The organism is Candidatus Kaiserbacteria bacterium, assembly GCA_017134395.1.
Classification (GTDB): Bacteria; Patescibacteriota; Minisyncoccia; order Phycocordibacterales; family UBA2100; genus UBA2100.
In genome coordinates this window covers 657,936-674,461 of the sequence record CP070993.1, presented here as the reverse complement: position 1 = coordinate 674,461, position 16,526 = coordinate 657,936, and the positions used below count along the sequence as shown (strand labels likewise).

The 16,526-nt window shown below is 40.4% G+C and carries 24 protein-coding genes; 3 read left to right on the top strand and 21 right to left on the bottom strand.

The genetic code is table 11. From position 1 onward, the window contains the following. Nucleotides 1-112: 112 nt before the first annotated feature. From pyrF to msrB, 9 genes are all read right to left on the bottom strand, one after another. On the bottom strand, nucleotides 113-856 hold the full coding sequence (pyrF, locus tag JXR01_03685) for an orotidine-5'-phosphate decarboxylase (GenBank protein QSH39371.1): 744 nt from the start codon (nucleotides 854-856) through the stop codon (nucleotides 113-115). Nucleotides 857-975: 119 nt separating this feature from the next. Then, a complete protein-coding gene (locus JXR01_03680; protein QSH39370.1) occupies nucleotides 976-1,341 on the bottom strand; it encodes a nucleotide pyrophosphohydrolase in 366 nt (121 codons plus the stop codon). 3 nt (nucleotides 1,342-1,344) lie between these two features. Beyond that, entirely contained in the window at nucleotides 1,345-1,521 is a 177-nt protein-coding gene (locus JXR01_03675) for an AbrB/MazE/SpoVT family DNA-binding domain-containing protein (GenBank protein QSH39369.1), read from the bottom strand. A 62-nt stretch (nucleotides 1,522-1,583) separates the two neighbouring features. Then, on the bottom strand, nucleotides 1,584-2,120 hold the full coding sequence (locus tag JXR01_03670; GenBank protein QSH39368.1) for a hypothetical protein: 537 nt from the start codon (nucleotides 2,118-2,120) through the stop codon (nucleotides 1,584-1,586). Nucleotides 2,121-2,142: 22 nt separating this feature from the next. After that, nucleotides 2,143-2,538: a cupin domain-containing protein gene (locus JXR01_03665; protein QSH39367.1), complete on the bottom strand. Its 396-nt coding sequence runs from the start codon at nucleotides 2,536-2,538 to the stop codon at nucleotides 2,143-2,145. 25 nt (nucleotides 2,539-2,563) lie between these two features. Beyond that, the gene (yjjX, locus tag JXR01_03660) at nucleotides 2,564-3,097 is read right to left on the bottom strand and encodes an inosine/xanthosine triphosphatase (protein QSH39366.1); all 534 of its coding nucleotides are present in this window, start codon (nucleotides 3,095-3,097) and stop codon (nucleotides 2,564-2,566) included. Between the two features lies 1 nt (nucleotide 3,098). Continuing rightward, a complete protein-coding gene (locus JXR01_03655; protein QSH39365.1) occupies nucleotides 3,099-4,106 on the bottom strand; it encodes an Ldh family oxidoreductase in 1,008 nt (335 codons plus the stop codon). Between the two features lie 25 nt (nucleotides 4,107-4,131). Beyond that, nucleotides 4,132-4,794, bottom strand: coding sequence for an SDR family NAD(P)-dependent oxidoreductase (locus JXR01_03650; protein ID QSH39364.1), 663 nt, complete (start codon nucleotides 4,792-4,794; stop codon nucleotides 4,132-4,134). Between the two features lie 34 nt (nucleotides 4,795-4,828). Beyond that, a complete protein-coding gene (gene msrB, locus JXR01_03645; protein ID QSH39363.1) occupies nucleotides 4,829-6,067 on the bottom strand; it encodes a peptide-methionine (R)-S-oxide reductase MsrB in 1,239 nt (412 codons plus the stop codon). 71 nt (nucleotides 6,068-6,138) lie between these two features. Here msrB and JXR01_03640 point away from each other — a divergent pair, with 71 nt between their 5' ends. After that, complete coding sequence (locus JXR01_03640) at nucleotides 6,139-6,534, top strand: hypothetical protein (GenBank protein ID QSH39362.1); 396 nt, start codon at nucleotides 6,139-6,141, stop codon at nucleotides 6,532-6,534. A 92-nt stretch (nucleotides 6,535-6,626) separates the two neighbouring features. On the opposite strand, the gene JXR01_03635 is transcribed toward JXR01_03640, so the two are convergent. The 12 genes from JXR01_03635 to JXR01_03580 all read right to left on the bottom strand — a co-directional run bounded on the left by JXR01_03635 (nucleotide 6,627) and on the right by JXR01_03580 (nucleotide 14,377). Next, complete coding sequence (locus JXR01_03635; GenBank protein ID QSH39361.1) at nucleotides 6,627-7,019, bottom strand: hypothetical protein; 393 nt, start codon at nucleotides 7,017-7,019, stop codon at nucleotides 6,627-6,629. A gap of 90 nt (nucleotides 7,020-7,109) precedes the next feature. Beyond that, a complete protein-coding gene (rlmB, locus tag JXR01_03630) occupies nucleotides 7,110-7,853 on the bottom strand; it encodes a 23S rRNA (guanosine(2251)-2'-O)-methyltransferase RlmB (protein QSH39360.1) in 744 nt (247 codons plus the stop codon). Between the two features lie 170 nt (nucleotides 7,854-8,023). Further along, a complete protein-coding gene (locus JXR01_03625; protein ID QSH39359.1) occupies nucleotides 8,024-8,431 on the bottom strand; it encodes a hypothetical protein in 408 nt (135 codons plus the stop codon). 149 nt (nucleotides 8,432-8,580) lie between these two features. Continuing rightward, on the bottom strand, nucleotides 8,581-9,414 hold the full coding sequence (locus tag JXR01_03620) for a GIY-YIG nuclease family protein (GenBank protein QSH39358.1): 834 nt from the start codon (nucleotides 9,412-9,414) through the stop codon (nucleotides 8,581-8,583). 261 nt (nucleotides 9,415-9,675) lie between these two features. After that, nucleotides 9,676-10,053: a hypothetical protein gene (locus JXR01_03615; GenBank protein ID QSH39357.1), complete on the bottom strand. Its 378-nt coding sequence runs from the start codon at nucleotides 10,051-10,053 to the stop codon at nucleotides 9,676-9,678. A gap of 52 nt (nucleotides 10,054-10,105) precedes the next feature. Further along, nucleotides 10,106-10,525, bottom strand: a complete 420-nt coding sequence (locus tag JXR01_03610; protein ID QSH39356.1) for a hypothetical protein — start codon at nucleotides 10,523-10,525, stop codon at nucleotides 10,106-10,108. A gap of 23 nt (nucleotides 10,526-10,548) precedes the next feature. Next, nucleotides 10,549-11,286: a hypothetical protein gene (locus tag JXR01_03605; GenBank protein QSH39355.1), complete on the bottom strand. Its 738-nt coding sequence runs from the start codon at nucleotides 11,284-11,286 to the stop codon at nucleotides 10,549-10,551. 2 nt (nucleotides 11,287-11,288) lie between these two features. Continuing rightward, nucleotides 11,289-11,438, bottom strand: a complete 150-nt coding sequence (locus JXR01_03600; GenBank protein QSH39354.1) for a hypothetical protein — start codon at nucleotides 11,436-11,438, stop codon at nucleotides 11,289-11,291. A 26-nt stretch (nucleotides 11,439-11,464) separates the two neighbouring features. Then, entirely contained in the window at nucleotides 11,465-11,869 is a 405-nt protein-coding gene (locus JXR01_03595; GenBank protein QSH39353.1) for a hypothetical protein, read from the bottom strand. Between the two features lie 38 nt (nucleotides 11,870-11,907). Next, entirely contained in the window at nucleotides 11,908-12,087 is a 180-nt protein-coding gene (locus tag JXR01_03590; protein QSH39352.1) for a hypothetical protein, read from the bottom strand. Nucleotides 12,088-12,103: 16 nt separating this feature from the next. Continuing rightward, nucleotides 12,104-13,687: a hypothetical protein gene (locus JXR01_03585; protein ID QSH39351.1), complete on the bottom strand. Its 1,584-nt coding sequence runs from the start codon at nucleotides 13,685-13,687 to the stop codon at nucleotides 12,104-12,106. A 252-nt stretch (nucleotides 13,688-13,939) separates the two neighbouring features. Next, complete coding sequence (locus tag JXR01_03580) at nucleotides 13,940-14,377, bottom strand: hypothetical protein (protein QSH39350.1); 438 nt, start codon at nucleotides 14,375-14,377, stop codon at nucleotides 13,940-13,942. A 527-nt stretch (nucleotides 14,378-14,904) separates the two neighbouring features. Between JXR01_03580 and JXR01_03575 the strand changes: the two genes are divergently transcribed. Both JXR01_03575 and JXR01_03570 read left to right on the top strand, forming a co-directional pair. Next, nucleotides 14,905-15,489 carry a hypothetical protein gene (locus JXR01_03575; protein ID QSH39349.1) on the top strand — a complete coding sequence of 195 codons (585 nt, stop codon included), beginning with the start codon at nucleotides 14,905-14,907 and terminating at the stop codon, nucleotides 15,487-15,489. 866 nt (nucleotides 15,490-16,355) lie between these two features. After that, a complete protein-coding gene (locus tag JXR01_03570) occupies nucleotides 16,356-16,505 on the top strand; it encodes a hypothetical protein (GenBank protein ID QSH39348.1) in 150 nt (49 codons plus the stop codon). The last annotated feature ends 21 nt before the right edge of the window (nucleotides 16,506-16,526 follow it).

Below are 16,526 nucleotides of genomic sequence, written 5' to 3'. Positions count from 1 at the left end.
TTTAGCAGTCTCCACTCCAGCATAACAAACTATTGCTCATTCATCTCGTCTTGCTAAAAACTAACCCCCGACACCTTTGGTGTCGGGGGTTAAAAGAAAGTGCGAGCAAAGCTCATGCTGCTATTTGTGCAATTTCATCGATAGTTGCCTGGATAGCACGACGGCGATTCGGTGACTTAATGATAGGTCGCCCGATAACGACACGATCAGCTCCGGCTACGACTGCCTTTTCTGGCGTCATCACTCTGTCCAGATTCTGATCGTCTCCTTTGACATTCGCCCAAACTGGTCGCACGCCAGGAGTATTGATAGAAAGAGTATCGCCGAATCGTTCTCTGAGCATACCGACCTCGGTCGGTGCACAAACGAGTCCGTCGATACCAGCTTGTGCGGCAACTTCTGCAAGGCGCAAGACAGCATCAGGTATCGTACAACCATAAATTGCCTGTACTTCTTGTTCGGTCAATGTGGTAAGCACAGTGACCCCAAGAATTTCAGTTTCAGGCAATTCTTCGTTGAGTCTCTTCAACGCATCAACGCCAGAAGCACAAGAAGCTGTTAGTATCTCTGGTGCAAATCGACGCAACAAAATACCGTCGTTTGCAAGTGTTGCACTGATGTCGAAAAGCTTCAGATCGGCAAAAACCCGCAACTGTTGTGCCTGCAAATCATCGATCAAACTGTATCCAGATAATCGAAGAATGGAGTTTAATTTCACATACACATCCGTACCTTGGATATCGTCTGCAAGATTCATGACTTCCTCGGTGACACTCTCTACTGCAAGAGCGTCAGCCAGACTAAAGTCAGCAGCAACGATTACTCGTCCCGCTGGTGTGAGATTTTTAGGTCTCATTGCATTTCTCCCTTTCCTTATTGGAGCTCAAACTAATCTATCGCCAGAGTAGTGTAAATAACTTCGAAACGCAAGGAATATTCTCAAAAGCATCCTCTTAAATTCTATCGTTACAGAACTTACAATCTATTGTATTTTGTAGCGTTCCCTTTCGATTTCTCTACCGGATATTTATTCTTAACTTTTTCTAACTTCTTCTTTACCACAGTCGCAATATCGATATCTGCAGCATTTGCAAATGTAAAACAAGAAAGCAAAACATCAGCAAATTCTTCTTCCACATCGTTTCGATATTCAGCGTCTTCTTCCATTTTCTTTAGCACGTCAGCACCACTCTTCCATAAAAATAGTTCTAACAATTCTCCTGCTTCAACAGCTATTTGCTCACCTACATCTTTAGGTGTATGAAACTGTTTCCAATCTCGTTCGTCCCGTAGTTTCTCAAGCTCTTTCTTTAACTCAATCAATGTTGTTGCATCATCCATATTCTATTTCTTCCAGTCTTTAATTATCACCGTGCTTCCCTTACGAGTAACTACCACCTTTTGCTTACTCTTCCACTTTAGTTCACGAACAATCTCTATTGGTAAGGTAACCGCAATACTTTTTCCTCCTGATTTACTCAGTTTACGAATGTTTTTGTCTTCTAATTTTCTTCGTGCCATATATTTTTATGCTAACAGAATTACGTAATTAATTCCATATTTAATTACGTAATTCTTTTTACTTACTCCATAGACTGTATAAATTTGTCTAAATGGGTACCTATCAAAACCGCGTTAGCTCCATCTTCTATATCACCAACTGTTTTTATATTGCTAGCTTGGCAAAGCCATCCATTAAATACTTTCCGCGCATCAGCAAATGTCTCGCTCTTTAAACTCCCACCTTTTAAGTCTCGTGAGTTCCACACTGCTCGAAGATTTTCTGGAATCGTTGTAAGTTCTGCAAGTGTAAGTGGTTCAATAAAACACTTCTCTGCATATTTTTGCGGAACCCTTCCGACTACCAAAACCCAATCTGCTCCTATCTCAAGTGCTTTTTCGATATCTGAATCATCTTTGTGAATCCCTTTCGCAAGAATTGGTTTGTCGGTAAGCCTGCGTGCTTTTTCTAATAGTTCAAACGAGCCACCCCAGCGTGAATCAGTATGGATTGAAATAATGTCCCCCACTTCATTAGCTGTTGCAAAAAGTTCATCCCAACTTTTTTGTGAAGTGTACCCAAATGGCGATTCTGTCTTCACCTCTGCAATTATTTCCATACCAAATTAAACTCCAAGCTCTCTATTCTGAAGTGACACCATCAAAATGTTCTTCCACTTGGTTAGCTTTTGTTTGATGGACCGTTTGATCTTTGTGGTGTGCAGGTGAATAGATTGTGTAGAAGTGGAGTGATTCATCGTTAGAAGTGTTCATTACATTGTGCTGCGACCCAGCTGGCACCACCACAGCATCGCCATCTTTTACAACGTGCTCTGTTTCGTTAATTATCACTTTACCTTCGCCAGCCTCAAACCGAAAAAATTGGTCAGTGTCTGCGTGAATTTCCAAACCAATATCTTCACTAGGAGCTAAAGTCATTAATACAAGTTGACTGTATTCTCCAGTGTAGAGAACTTTTCTAAAATTGGTATTAGAAACAGTTTCTTCTTCTATATTAGTTTTATATCCTTTTTTCATACAATATGTATTAATTATTACTACTCTAGAAATATAAATCAGGATGCTTGAATGGTATCAACGCAATAATAGTAGGTTCTGTATAGTACTTTGTTCTATCTATATGATTGTCAGTCAGCAGACCAATTGTTCCCTGTTTTTGCTTAGAGTTATCTTCCTTAAACACAGCGTCAGATGCATGGCTAAGTTCTTTTCCTTCACGAATAAGTGTAGCAACTTTTTCTGGAAGAAAGAATGTTGAAGTGCGTCCTTTTCCGTATTTTTCGTCTTTCGATCGAATAACAACCCAAGCAAACGCTTCAAACTCAGCATTTTTTTCTTCTATTCCCCCTTCTATTCCAACCCAGTATTCTGCGTCGCTTTCTGCAGCTTGTGCGTTATTAACTCTATTTAATGCTCCAGTATACGTTTCCTCATCGCTCATTGGCTGATCAGGAACATCAGAAGGTACGCTCACTCCTACTATTTCAAAATCCTCCCCTTTAAACATCTTACCGAAAGCCTGTTCTACTGCATGTACCTTGACTGGGTTTTTTGAAGCTACGATTATTTTTTTCATACTATGATTTATCTACAAATTTACAAAGCTCATTCCATACACCATCTGCGATTTCAATTTCACCAGTGTTCTCAACTTCTTCGGTGCATCGATCCCCTTTTTCTCCAGGAAGAACAACTTCTTGTCCAGAGATTGGTTTTGACGCCTTGATTTGATCAACCAATTCACGACTTCGCTTAAGATACTCATCTTTCCCAGCCAATAGACTTGGATCAATAGCTAATACAAAAGTACCTGCACCATCTTCCTCATTGGCACCTGGGATACCTGCAAGTGAAAATGCACCGCCCATGAGTTGTACAAATAACGATAGTCCAAAACCTTTGTGCCCTGCGAAAGTCTTAATGGCACCACCAACGTTCTCCCCCTCACCTTCTTCCATGACTTTTGCAGCGTCAGTTGTTGGCTCTCCTAAAGCATCAAGTGCAACCCCTTCTGGTAAAGGCTCTCCTTTTAACTTTGCTTCTACGACCCCAAAGAAAGCAATCGCGGCAGTTGCAGTATCGAAAACAACTTCACCGCCATCATACGGGAAAGCATAGGCAAGTGGATTAGTTCCAAGCTTTCTTTCAGCTGAGCCAGTTGGTGCCACTGCCGCAAAATTACCATTACCAACACATACAAACCCTATGTATCCGGCCTTTGAAATACGTCGGGCAAAATAACCAATTGCCCCTGAGGATGTACTTGTATGGTTTATACAAACAACACCAACCCCATGTTTCTCAGCCAACTCTACTGCCTTATCAGCTGCTTTGGCTGTTGTAGCCATTGAATGACCTCCAGAAAATAGTACGCCACACTTATTCTCTTTTGCTACTCTGAACTCTTCTACATCTACCGCTTTCGGCACACCACCAGTGGCAATTTTAGCGATACCCTGATTATTACCTCGCATTTCCGCATACAGAAGCGTATCAATAATCATCTGCGCGTCTTCTCCTTCATAACCAAGTTTTTGTACTCCAGTGGTCACTTTCTCTTTTAAATCAGTAAGTTTTATTTTCATATTTTTAGTATACCAAAGGTTCTGACTACCATTTCATTTGCTCTCCTCTAAACCAAAACTTCCCTGTTTCTACATTCTCGCGTTGTGCAAAATCGAATATGTACTGTGCTGATTCTTCGGGAGTTAAGTCAGCATCAGGACCGCCCATATCTGTTTTGGTCCAACCAGGGTGAACTGCAGCAACAGTAATACCCGTTTCTTCCAAACGTTTAGCAAGTGTAACGGTATACATGTTCAGCGCAGTTTTAGAAATTTTGTATCCTGGATACCGAGTACTGGTAACATCTCGAGTAAGTTGCCCTGCACTTGAAGAAATGTGAATAATCTTTCCATCCGAACGCACGAATGGCAACACTGCTTGCGTGATAGCTATAGTGCCAAATAAATTAACTTCAAGTGTTGCGCGCAAACGCTCCATAACAACCGTATCGTCATTTTGATCAAGTAATACACCTGCGTTATTTATAAGAATGTCTATCTTGATATCTTCATCCGCTAAAAACTCAACAACATTCTGTATTTCTTGCTCGTTAGTAATATCGAGCTTCAGTGCTCGTAGATTCTCGTGCTCATAATCTAACTCTCCCGTAAGAGAGGTGCCTAATACTGCATACCCTGCTTGTAAAAATGTTTGTGCAAGAGCCTTACCAATACCCCTACTCACCCCTGTGATAAAAACTGTTTTCATGGTGTCAGTATACCAAAGGTTTTAGTGTTCAACTCTATTGAAACAAATGCGTATACGCGCCGTACCCTTTTTCTTCCAATTCGTCTTTTGGAATAAACAAAAGCGCTGCCGAGTTCATACAGTAGCGTATACGGTCGTTTGACACTGGACCGTCTAAAATAATATGCCCAAGGTGAGAGTCTGCAACAGCACTTCGAATTTCAGTACGTTCGTACCACAGTGTATTATCTGGTCGTTCCGTTACAACTCCTTCTGCAATAGGCTTCAAAAAACTTGGCCAACCAGTACCTGAATCGAACTTATCGGTCGACGAAAACAACGGCTCTCCAGAGACAATATCTACATAAATCCCTTCTTCGTGATTATCCCAATATTCATTTTGAAATGACCTCTCTGTTCCTTCATGTTGTGTCACTTGATACTGCAATGGCGTAAGCGTTTCCCTCAAGTATTCGTCGCTGGGCTTTACAAATGTATCCCATGGATTACGACCTTCAACAGTTACTTCCTCTGCTTTAGTAGTTTCAAATAGATCATTGTTTTTCCCATCACCCCACGCAGACTCTATAAACGCATCCCGTCCTGAGCCTTTACGATAATAGTTGTACTGTATTGGGTTTTTCTTGTAATAATCTTGATGATATTTTTCTGCTACCCAAAATGTACTTACTGGCTCAATGCTCGTGACGATAGGTTTCTCAAAAACATTTCTCTCTTCAAGCTCTGCAATAACTGTCTCTGCTACTTCCTTCTCCGTATCATTTTGATAATAAATGGCAGAGGTGTATTGATATCCGCGATCATAAAACGTTCCACCTGCATCAGTAGGATCGGTCTCTCTAAAGAGCTCGAGTACGAGCCGTCGGTAGTCTACTGTGTTTGGATTGTATACAACTTTCACCATTTCCCTGTGCCCCGTGTTACCTTGCACAACCTGCTTATAACTAGGACCCTCTACTGCACCTCCCATGTAGCCCGACACTGCTTCTATTACACCGGGAACTTTTTCGTAATCGCTTTCAGTGCACCAAAAGCACCCTCCAGCAAAATACGCAACAGCCTGCGCTTCTGTTACAACATCTTCTACCTCTGTAGATTCTTCGGCGTCCAACACTGCAACTGTCGTGGTACTAGTCTGAGTAGAATCTGCAACGCTTGGAGCAACTTTCCCGAGATACCACGAATATGTCCACATACCTGCAAAGATAAAAGCACCAATAACAATTACGCCTAGCAAAGTTCTTAACAATATACGTTGTGTATTTTTTTCCATACACTAAGCATAGTAGCTCTACCCACAATGTCAAGTTGACTTTACATGCTCACTTTGTACACTGCTGTGTAATGACAAAAAAATGGAAAGAAATATTTAAGGTAACAGGTATCCCCGTATTATTCGCATCACTGTGTTGTTTAAGTCCGCTTATTCTCGTGATGTTTGGTTTAGCGACAGTAAGCTTCGCTAGTTCACTTGCCGATGTATTTTATCTAGAATACAAATGGTACTTCCGCGCAGTGGGATTGTTTCTTCTAATAGCGAGCCTCGTATTATATTTTCGTCGAAGCAAAGGTATCTGTACTATCGACCAAGTAAAAAAGCGTCGCCAAGAAATCATCAATAAAACACTTATCTTCCTTATATCTGGAGTCCTTGGATACATCTTCTTCCTGTACGTCATCGTACACTATATCGGTGTACTGTTTGGTGTATGGCCTGACTACAATTACCCTTTTCTTTAATTAAAATAGAACATAACTGCGATTGCTGAGCAACTTCGAAATTTGTAGAGACTCCTCTCTCTCAATCTTGTTCTATATACTAACTCCTGTTTTTAAAATAGTCCTAAAAACACTAAAGCAAAAAGATACAATGCAAACAAGACAGGTATGAACGTAATAATCTCAACTAATATTAAGTTTGCTGACACAGGATATTGCTTGCGCATATAACGAAGTAGCTTAGTGAAAAAACTCAATAGTATAAAGAGTAAAAGTATTGGTCCGGCTATTATAAATCCACCATAAACAAACACCATAATAGTAGTCATTAAAAAGTCGTATAGGCCACTAAGTATATGAATACTGCATGAGCCACTAGCGTTCCCAATGTCTCGTTCATTACAAAAAAAGGATGTGAACCAAACCAATATAAAAGGAACAGTGGTTGTACAAAACAAAACAATATCAGAGATATTTTCAATAAGTGAACGTTTTCCTGTATTCATTAAAGAAAGTATAACAAATCCTAAAGTTATCTTGTTACTACTTATACAAGACAATCTTCAAACCCTCTTTAGAAACTACCTAAAATTAAGTTATCTAGAACTAACCTTAGTACTCCAATCATAGAGTACAACTGCAACTGAGGCAGAAGCATTCAGCGATTCGCATCTCTTATCTGTAGGTATTGAAAGCAATGTATCGCATGTTTCGGCTGTCATTTTACGCAAGCCGGTTCCTTCATTTCCGATAATAAAAGCCGAAGGTTTCTCAAAGTTCTCGTCTGGTAAATTCACCTCCCCTTCTCCATGTAGACCATAAACCCAGAAACCTCTTTTCTTAAGATCTTGAATAGTTGCGTTCACATTGTTTATTGAAACCAACGGGACACGAAATGCCATTCCAGCTGATACCTTAACGACAGTTCCATTAACAGGAGCCTGATTGTGTGAAGGTACCAATACAGCATCTACACCAAATGCCGCAGCAGAACGTATTATTGTGCCAACATTTTGTGGGTCTTGTATCTCACCAAGAATGAGTACCGACGTGTTATCAGTTATTGTAAGTTCGTTTATAAAATCCTTGTACTCCGATACGAGCTTATCAATATATATAGAAGCAACAACACCTTGATGCACAACACCACTATCTAACTTTCCCGGTAAATTACGCTCATTCAATACTGAAGTCTTCACGCCTGCTTTTTCTAGCAGGCTTTTTAAATGCTCATCTTTACTGTGTGCCTTCAAAAAAACTTCCTGAATAACATCAGGTCGTGCTTGTAGTGCTTCCATTACAGGATTATGTCCATATATATATGCAATGTCTTCTTTCATGTTCTTGCATAGTAAGGTAAAAGGAACAAATAGCAAAGATTCGAACATTCACGAATCCTTCATTTTTTGGCTGTAGCTACTGAACGAGATTAGAACCTATTTAGCGAGGTAAAAAGAAACCCCGCAATTTCTTGCGGGGTTCATTTGGGATAAGGAATCGACACAAGTGTTCAGCCAGAGTGCGGTTCACGCACGAACATCAAGCGTCCGTCAACCTCAACGACTCGCCCTCTGTCTCCTTCTTTAACATCGGTCAAGTCTGTAAACACACTTTCTGTAGATCCACCATCCTTTTTAACGATGACACTCCCGTTTGATTCTTTGAGAATCACCTCGCACTTAGCAAAAGCGGGAGGAAAATAGCGATACTTGGTGCCATCAGGATAAATAACATAGACCCTATCCTGAATGCCATATTTCGACTGCCCTCCTGAGGATTCAGTTGGCTGCTGCTGCTCAAATCTTTTCAAACATTCGTCAGCAGCCAACTCTGCTTCCTGTTGAGAACCATACTCGCCTTCAATTGAGTAAAACTCCCCTTCAAAGGTATCGAAACCTTTCAGTTTCCACTTTTCCATATCTCTCTCCTTTCTGCTCTAGCTCGACAATACCACACAATAATCATCAGTCAATCTTGAGCTTGTCTACTGTCCGCTTGAGGTAATACGAGAACTTTTCGTAAATTAAACAAATCTTTTAACCTCAACGTCTTAGGTGCTGTTAATACTTATCTATTTTTTCTAAGTTGCCTATTAACAAGCTTCTCCAAATGTTCTTTGATTGGCTTAGTACCGACGTCGTTCTCTAAAACAGTTGCTAATATCCTTATAGCAAAAGTTTCTATTTGTGCTAACTGGTGTGCGTATTCAGGATCAATTTCAAAAAACATGAACTTATCCCAGTCTGCATCTAAACCGATTCTTCCTGATCCTTTTTTAACACGATTGCCAAAGATATTTGCCTTCCCTACGTATAACTGTTTCGAGTGACGATTATGAAGTATGTATATTACATTCGCCCTATTACGGTATTCTTGGGCTTTCGCTGCTGGAATCCATTTCCTAGAGTAGTCAATAAAAATACTTTTTTGTTTATCCTTTTTTGAGTCTTTCCAATATTGAAAAAGATTCTTCTCTTCCATGAACCTAAGCATGTCATCAAAATCTGTCTCTTGTTTAGATATTGGTTTGATTTTGAACTTATTTTCACTGAGATGAACTAATTCGAATAGCTCTTTCAATTTGGGACGTTTCTTGTCAATAGTAGAAGCATGGCTAAAAATGAATTCCTTTCTAAGAGCCTTCAGAGTATCGTATTCTTGTTCGTAGGAAATTTGGACAACTTCCCTGTTCGGAGATTTGTCTGTAGTAATTCTAGTGAGCCTAATTTTAGCATCGTAAAACTTATTCCCAACTTTTAATTTAATTGGTTGGATTAATTTCTTGCTGCCAAAATTGAAATGCTTTATATAATTTGGGTAAACATTTTTAGTTAGAGTAAATCCCCAATAAAAAAATGTGTATCCTGGCACTACAAATACTGAATCTAATTTTTCTTCCACATTTGAAGGATACACCAAAAATTTAATCTTTTGTATAAATTGATGGCTGTCGGACTAGGACTCGGCTACCTTTGCTAAGTATTGTACTCCTTTCAGTCGTAAATACTAAGCGACGCAGCCCCGCCGCTCAAATCTTCCTTCCAGTCAGATATATTTCGCTCTTTTCGAGTCCAACCCGAAAGAGGCAGCAGAAAAGCCCTAACGCTGTTCGCGTCAGGGCTATCTGTGCCTAGCTGGCAGAACTTAGAAAGGTTCGAACCACTATTTTAGTTGAGAATTAAGTCTTCTGTGTTCTTCCCATGAAATTTTAGCTTCCTTCAGATTTTTAAGTATAGCTGCCTTCAGCTCTGAACTTTCCTCCATCATGTTCAATTTGGAGCGCAGACCGTCAATTGCCTCTTTATCACTTTTGAAGAACACAAGGTATCCAAACACTCCGTTTTGTACAATTTCGCCTGTCTCTTTATCACCAGAATCAAAGTGCATTTTAGCGATAATATTCGCCGCCTCCTCTAGCGCCGTAATCGGATATGGTAATAAAGACTCTGGTAGCGACATAGAAATCTTGCTTAATTTGTCCGCAAATTCAACAAATTCTTGCCAGGACTTCAGAATATTTTCTGCTTCTTGAATTGTCATACTCTAAATCTACACCTGTAATACTTTTCTGCAAATTGCTCGAACTACTATTTTATCTTAACTCTACTAGCAGCTCATCGTACCTATTCACAGTTCGGCGATAGAAATTATCAATGTCTTCACTTTCCTTAACAAAGGGACGATACACCATATCTGAGTATATATCCCGATTACTAACCGCATCAAATATGGCAACCTGCTTAAACATACCGTTCTCGTTTAACCAGTCACCACTCCATGCTGCTATACAGGTTTCTTTACTTGTACTGAAGAAAATCTCATCAGGTGTATAGCTTACTACTTCTGATGGTGCGTAGTAGTCCTTTATACGACTTTCTGCCTGTTCCTTAAAACTTGAACAAGACACTTTCTTCGAGAATCCCGCTTCGCCTAGACCAAAGATGGACGAGTCTAGCAAAAGCCCTCCAACAAAAGCTGCAAGAACAAGTGAAACTGCCGTTGATATTTTCATGTGGTGCTTCATTTTGCTATCTTTTATATTTCTTCACCAAGCAACAGTTGTCTTACTATCGCACCAGAGGCAACAAAAGCATGCTGTCCTGCCGCCATGCCTTCTATTATTTCGTCTCCGAAGAGTGCCTCTAACCTTTGAACTAAGGCGTTACTTAATTGGGCATTTAGTTCTTCGCCGTTCTCCTCTTTCAAGAGTGCTGGGACTAGAAACATGCTCAGCTGCGGGAAAGTCTTAAGTGTATTGTTTATTCCTGACAGAATGCGACTCGTGGAGATTGTGTAAGTGGCAACACCCTGTTCTGTTGTTGAACGTAGCAACTCCTCATGTGCAACTCTGTATTCTTCATACAAAAGTCCTAGAGATTTGTACCCTACAACTACAGCATCTGAATGAAGCGCCACGTTCTCACTCGTAGAATCCCTATATCCTCCCAATTCAATGGCTGCGTTATCTACAGCGCTAATTATCTCTCCAAGATCATATAGAAGTGTCGAAAACGCCTCCATTGTCTCGTCTTCATTCTTTATCTCCAGCTCACCAAAATTACTAAGTTTTTCATGAACTACCGCCAAGTGAGAGAAGTAGTCGTCTGCGTACCGCCCTTCTTCTGTTACCTGTAAACGTGCTGATGGTGACGAGTTTTCATTAGATACCGTGGGAGAAATTTCAAATTCATTACTGCCTCCTGAGTAGAAATAGAAAAGCCCTCCAGCCAATACCACAGTACCAATTAAGATATAGATTGTTGTTTTTTTCATACTTAACTTTCTTCCCACACCATATGAGCGTCATCCCAGTCAATTCCAAGTTCGTTAGATAGATCCTCTATCTCTTCTGCTTCTTCGAGGTCAACGCCGTAGTCTTCCGCTATTTCCTTAACTTCGTCAGAATACTCAGTATCCGTGTTCATGATGGCAGTATACTCCCGTAAATCTATTATTCGCAACCCCAACCATCTTTGTCTCTATCCAAACCGAATACATCTGGACCTAATACCTGAACTGTACCTGTGTAGTACGGACCGTTGCCCGACCCTCCTGCACAGTCGTAGTCGCTCGCGTTTGCCTTAAGGCAACCTGAATAGCTCGGATGGCAATTAGACACAGGAGGTGTATATGCAGGAATAGAGGTCGGTTTAGTTTCAACCACCTCTTTAGGTTCCGCATCCTGTATCACCTCCTTTTTAACCTTGTGTACTGGATCAGGTATGTCTACCGCTCTAGTTTCAACTCTTACGTGTTCAACTGGCTGGATTGTTGCACTGTCTGAGCCAACCGAAGCAACTGCCGTAATAGCTCCAACTGACAGCAGGCCGACAACGATTTTTGATGCAATTGTCATAAAATCACATTACTCCCGATTTTATATTCCTGCAAGAATTACGCTCGCTCGCCACCTGATCCAAGAGCCACATTTTCTTCAGGAAACTTTTCGCTAAAATATTTGTCAACAAAAATACTTGCGAGCTGATCTAATGCGTCTCTAATTTCAATAATTTGCTCATCAGAATACTTCTCATCATCTTCTATCAGTTCTCTGCATTTTTCTATCGAAAGCATATATCAAAACAGTACCTCATATCCATTCTGGCCTTATTTTCCAATCGCTCTTAGGGAACATGCCCAGGTTGTTTGCGACAAGAGTACTGCGTGGATCATCCATACTTATGGTAACAGAGAATGTTCCATCACCTCCGTCTTTTGCCCTATCAGACAAATCGGAATACATCTGATATTTCAATCTTGATTTAACCTCAATCCCTTTTGACTCCAGAGCTGTAACAAATTCACTGATTCGTGCTAACCCAGCAAGAACATCTTTTTCTGATTTGCCGTCTAGAAAAACTGTGCCATCGTATATATAAGCACCGCCAACTGGATCGCATTTCTTAACAATAAAGTTCTTTTTTACTGACCAAAAAGGTCCGCGCATAGAAGAAAACCAAGTAATTGGTTTATTTGTTTTTAAAACAAATTCAATTGCCTTATGCCCTGTGGCGTATATGTAAAAAAGGCAACCCTCGGCATCTCTATCTTCGGTGGCATCTCTTGCCATCTTTTGGATGCGATCGCTATCTCTAGAAAAAACTATTGGCTGCCACTTGCCGTAAGGATTGTAACGCGTTCCAAACTCATCAAAAGGTTCATCTCCGACAAACCAATCTGTTGCCTCGTGATACTTCTTTAAATCCCCAACCTGTAAGCCAATCCCTTCTTTTTCGAACATAAAATTGTAACCATCTGTACCGCCGTATTTCTTCCTTTGGAACATCGCATGAGAACCGTTCGGGAAATGCACTTTAAAACCATTTAATTCTTTTTCGTCCGTTAAAAATTCCAACACCTCATAATTTGGCCATCTGTGAAATTTTTTCCCATACGCGAGACCGCGTCTTATATTATTGTAAACGATAAAAAAGGCGGAATAGAAGGCGAAACATTTGGTTAGATACTCTGAAAGTTCTTCAATTTTTATAACTTCCTTACCCAACATTTGTGAACCCTCGACTATTCGAAACTCATCATCCGAAAGTGCGTAGTCTGAATGGTAGAAAGCGTTTCTAACATTGTTACGGAAAAACTCATTTATGATCTGGTTTAATTCCTCTTCTCCACACTCTTTACCCAACTCTTCGAGATGCGCTATTTTTGCTGCTGGCGAAGGTGGTAGACGTTTTTTCTCCCAAGGTTGAGTATTCTTTCCACCAACAATTCGCACCAGATGATGGAACGGGTACACGCTATATGGTGCATTTTGACAACCTCTCAACAAATTTGCCAATATTTCATAAGGTGCTGACATTTCTGTTAGGTGACAGTACAAAAATAATCCTAATCTGATTGCACGTTTCTCTTTTCTGTTACCCTTGGTCTTTCTCAAAATATTGCTTATATCTCTAGACGCCTCCTCGGCTTCTACAAAAGCGTCCCAATGCCCTGAAGTCAGACCTTCTACCCTGAGAATGGTGCATAGATACTGAAAGCCTCCCGCATTAGCGGCCTTTGCGAACAGATTATCAAAGTATCTTGCATACTCTGCAGTATACTCTTCCATCTTAGTACGCTTTGATGGGAATATTTTTCTAGCTATCTGCAAAACCCTACTATACTTCAAAGCATATGTAAGGCGAAAAAAGTGTTTTTTAATTTCTTGAATCATAAGCTTACAGATGATTCTACACTCACCCTACAGTATTGTCAGTACAAAAAGACGTAATTTAGGCTCGTTTGATAAATGCTATTACTCCGGAAGTGACTGAAATCAAACCGCTCACTATTGCACCCCAAAACAGCAAGTCGAATCCTCCGATATAATCGCCGAAAACAAAGTCGTACAAATATGGATACAATGACGTTAATGAGAAGAAAATAAATACAAGCGCACTGATTAGACTTATTGTTAGATACTTGTTCATACTCCTTCTTCAATAAGCTTTTCCATTTTGTTGTTAAACATTTCTGTTGCTGTAGCTGATTCATCACCCAACAAAGCCTTGTGCGTGAAAAACGTTTTGCCTGTGAAAGCATCAGTAATCGTATATGTCGCCAAGCCCGCTGCATCAATATCGTCCTCCTCGACTGAAAGATATATATGTACTTTTGCAATCAAACAAGTTTGTAAAGCAGGGCTGTAATGCACCTCTGTGTGATATCCGCTATTGCGAATTTTATCGTTGTACCTTGCATCTGATTCTTGTTCATCAACGAGAACATCAGCGCAAGTTTGCTTTTTCTCAAATGACACCTCAGGATTTTTACCCACATCGCTTTGATTAAAACGTATGTAGAGTGCCCCGATCACGAGCAGACTTACTATCCCGATAATTACGTGTTGCAAAGTTAACTTCATAATTGATAGTTAGCTAATAAGAGGTGAGCAACACAAAGCCCACCACCAGTAGAGTCCGAAGACTCCTATGCGAGTTTCCCCGCATAACACAACGAAGCGCCCTGATGATGGGTTTTCTATCTTCGTTGTGTTTTTTGCACCATGCTTTATGGATAATCCACAAAGTTTAGGCGCGCCTAATTAAAGGCAAATATTCAGTTGTAAAGCCATTATACAACTCTTTATTCCATACCGCACGGTACACGGCGGTACCGTGAAGAAACAGCGTAGATACTGAGCAATATCAACGGTACGTATCCTTCAACAAAGCCACTTACCGACTCTTTTAGACACTAATGGGGGTACGTATGGGGTACAAAGTATATACGTAAGAGAATATACCCGTGTAAAAAAATTTACATATTTCAAAAAAGTGCTTATGGATGTATCCTAGATGAATGAGTCAAACTGGAAATTATCATTTGGTTTTACGTAGCATCTTAGATGAACATGTCCGAAATCCCAACCCTGCGCATGGTTTATATTCAATGGTTAATTCCCAACTCGGACTAGACTGGCACCATTTAAATCGCGCCATTCAACTACTAGAAGAAATGGGCGCCATACACACCGAGATGTTGGATCAAATACCGATGGAGATTAACGGGCGACAAGTTCTATATGAAGATGACGGTTCTGCAGTTCTTAGTGATGAATACTGGTTAAGCTATACTGTCACTAATGCGGACACATTACGACAGGAGTACCAACGCGTGCAGGAAGAAGTAGAAGCAAATCCTGAGCTTGCTCAAACAGATGAAGCGTACAGTACAGTTGCTGTCAGATCAGCGGGAGACTTTTCTTTATATGCAGACAATCGAATTACTTACAAGCAAAGGCAAATAAATTTCACAAGGAAGTACAAGAGCCTCTTTCTTCGTCTATTTGAAAGTGTGGGAAACTACGTAGTAGCTGAAGAGTTAGCAGATGCTCTTGGGCTAGAGGGCACGGATAATTGGCGCAGAAGGACTGGACAGGACATTTCTGAGCTGCAAACACAACTACGACGTACCACGGGTGAACGATTAATAAGAAATCAGCGCGAACACGGTTGGGGATTATTCTTAGAGTAAGGTTCGGGACATTTCCTGAACTTTCTCTGAACACTGGGGAGTATAATACGGGCAACGCCCTCACAGGGGCGTTTTTTGATGCTTATGCATTAAGTCTTGGAAGCACATCGTTGGTGTTATATGCGGACTCAAAAAGAGCATATAAAGACAGCGGCTCAACCGAGCGATAACCATACTGAATGCTTCGAAAGAAGTAATAGAGTAGTGACACACATGTGGAAACCTACGACCAACCTATGAGTAAGACGAGATTCTTACGGGGGGATGACCATTCAGGAGGTAGGAGTGAAGGGAAGAGAGGAATATATACAAGGGAGCGGGATATAAAGGTCGACAAATTTACCAAATAAGGAATCTATACATGAAAGAACGACTAACCAAACAAGTGCGTATACCAGTGGAGTGTCACCAACTTTTAAAAGTCGAGGCAGCACAATCTGGTACCACTATGTCTCAGCTATTAGCCAATTTAATTAGCAAGGAATTCAAAACATGCGATCAATAAAGAGGAAATTTCTAATAATCGAAGAGCAGAACGACAGAAACAATCTTGGGTGGAGTAGCTATACTTGCTTTGCCAAAGCAACTAAATACCAAGGATTCTCGCGTAGAGCAATACGGGATTGGTTTTACAAACTGGTTGATATAGAGGATTATCCAAAGGAAGAAGCAAACCAGATAGTTCGCTTTCTCCATGAACTTTCTAATAGGCGTGAAGACAACACATCCGAGAGTCATTTATCCTCTCAGAAGGATTTAAAAGAGAAAGTCGAGACATAATGCAAGGAAGCACAATCGACTCTCACAGACGAAATTTTATACAAGAATACGCAGTAAGGTTTCGAATTTTTTATAAAGCAAAAACAATGTTAGAAGAAGAACAGATACTTGAATTTCAAGAACTACACAAACAGCACTTTGACCAAAACATTACATACGAACAGGCACTTGAAGAGGGCTTGAAGTTGATACGAGTCGTTGCTCTAATCAACAACATCCCCTTAAATTTTAAATAAACTGCCGTCTTAATTAGTTAT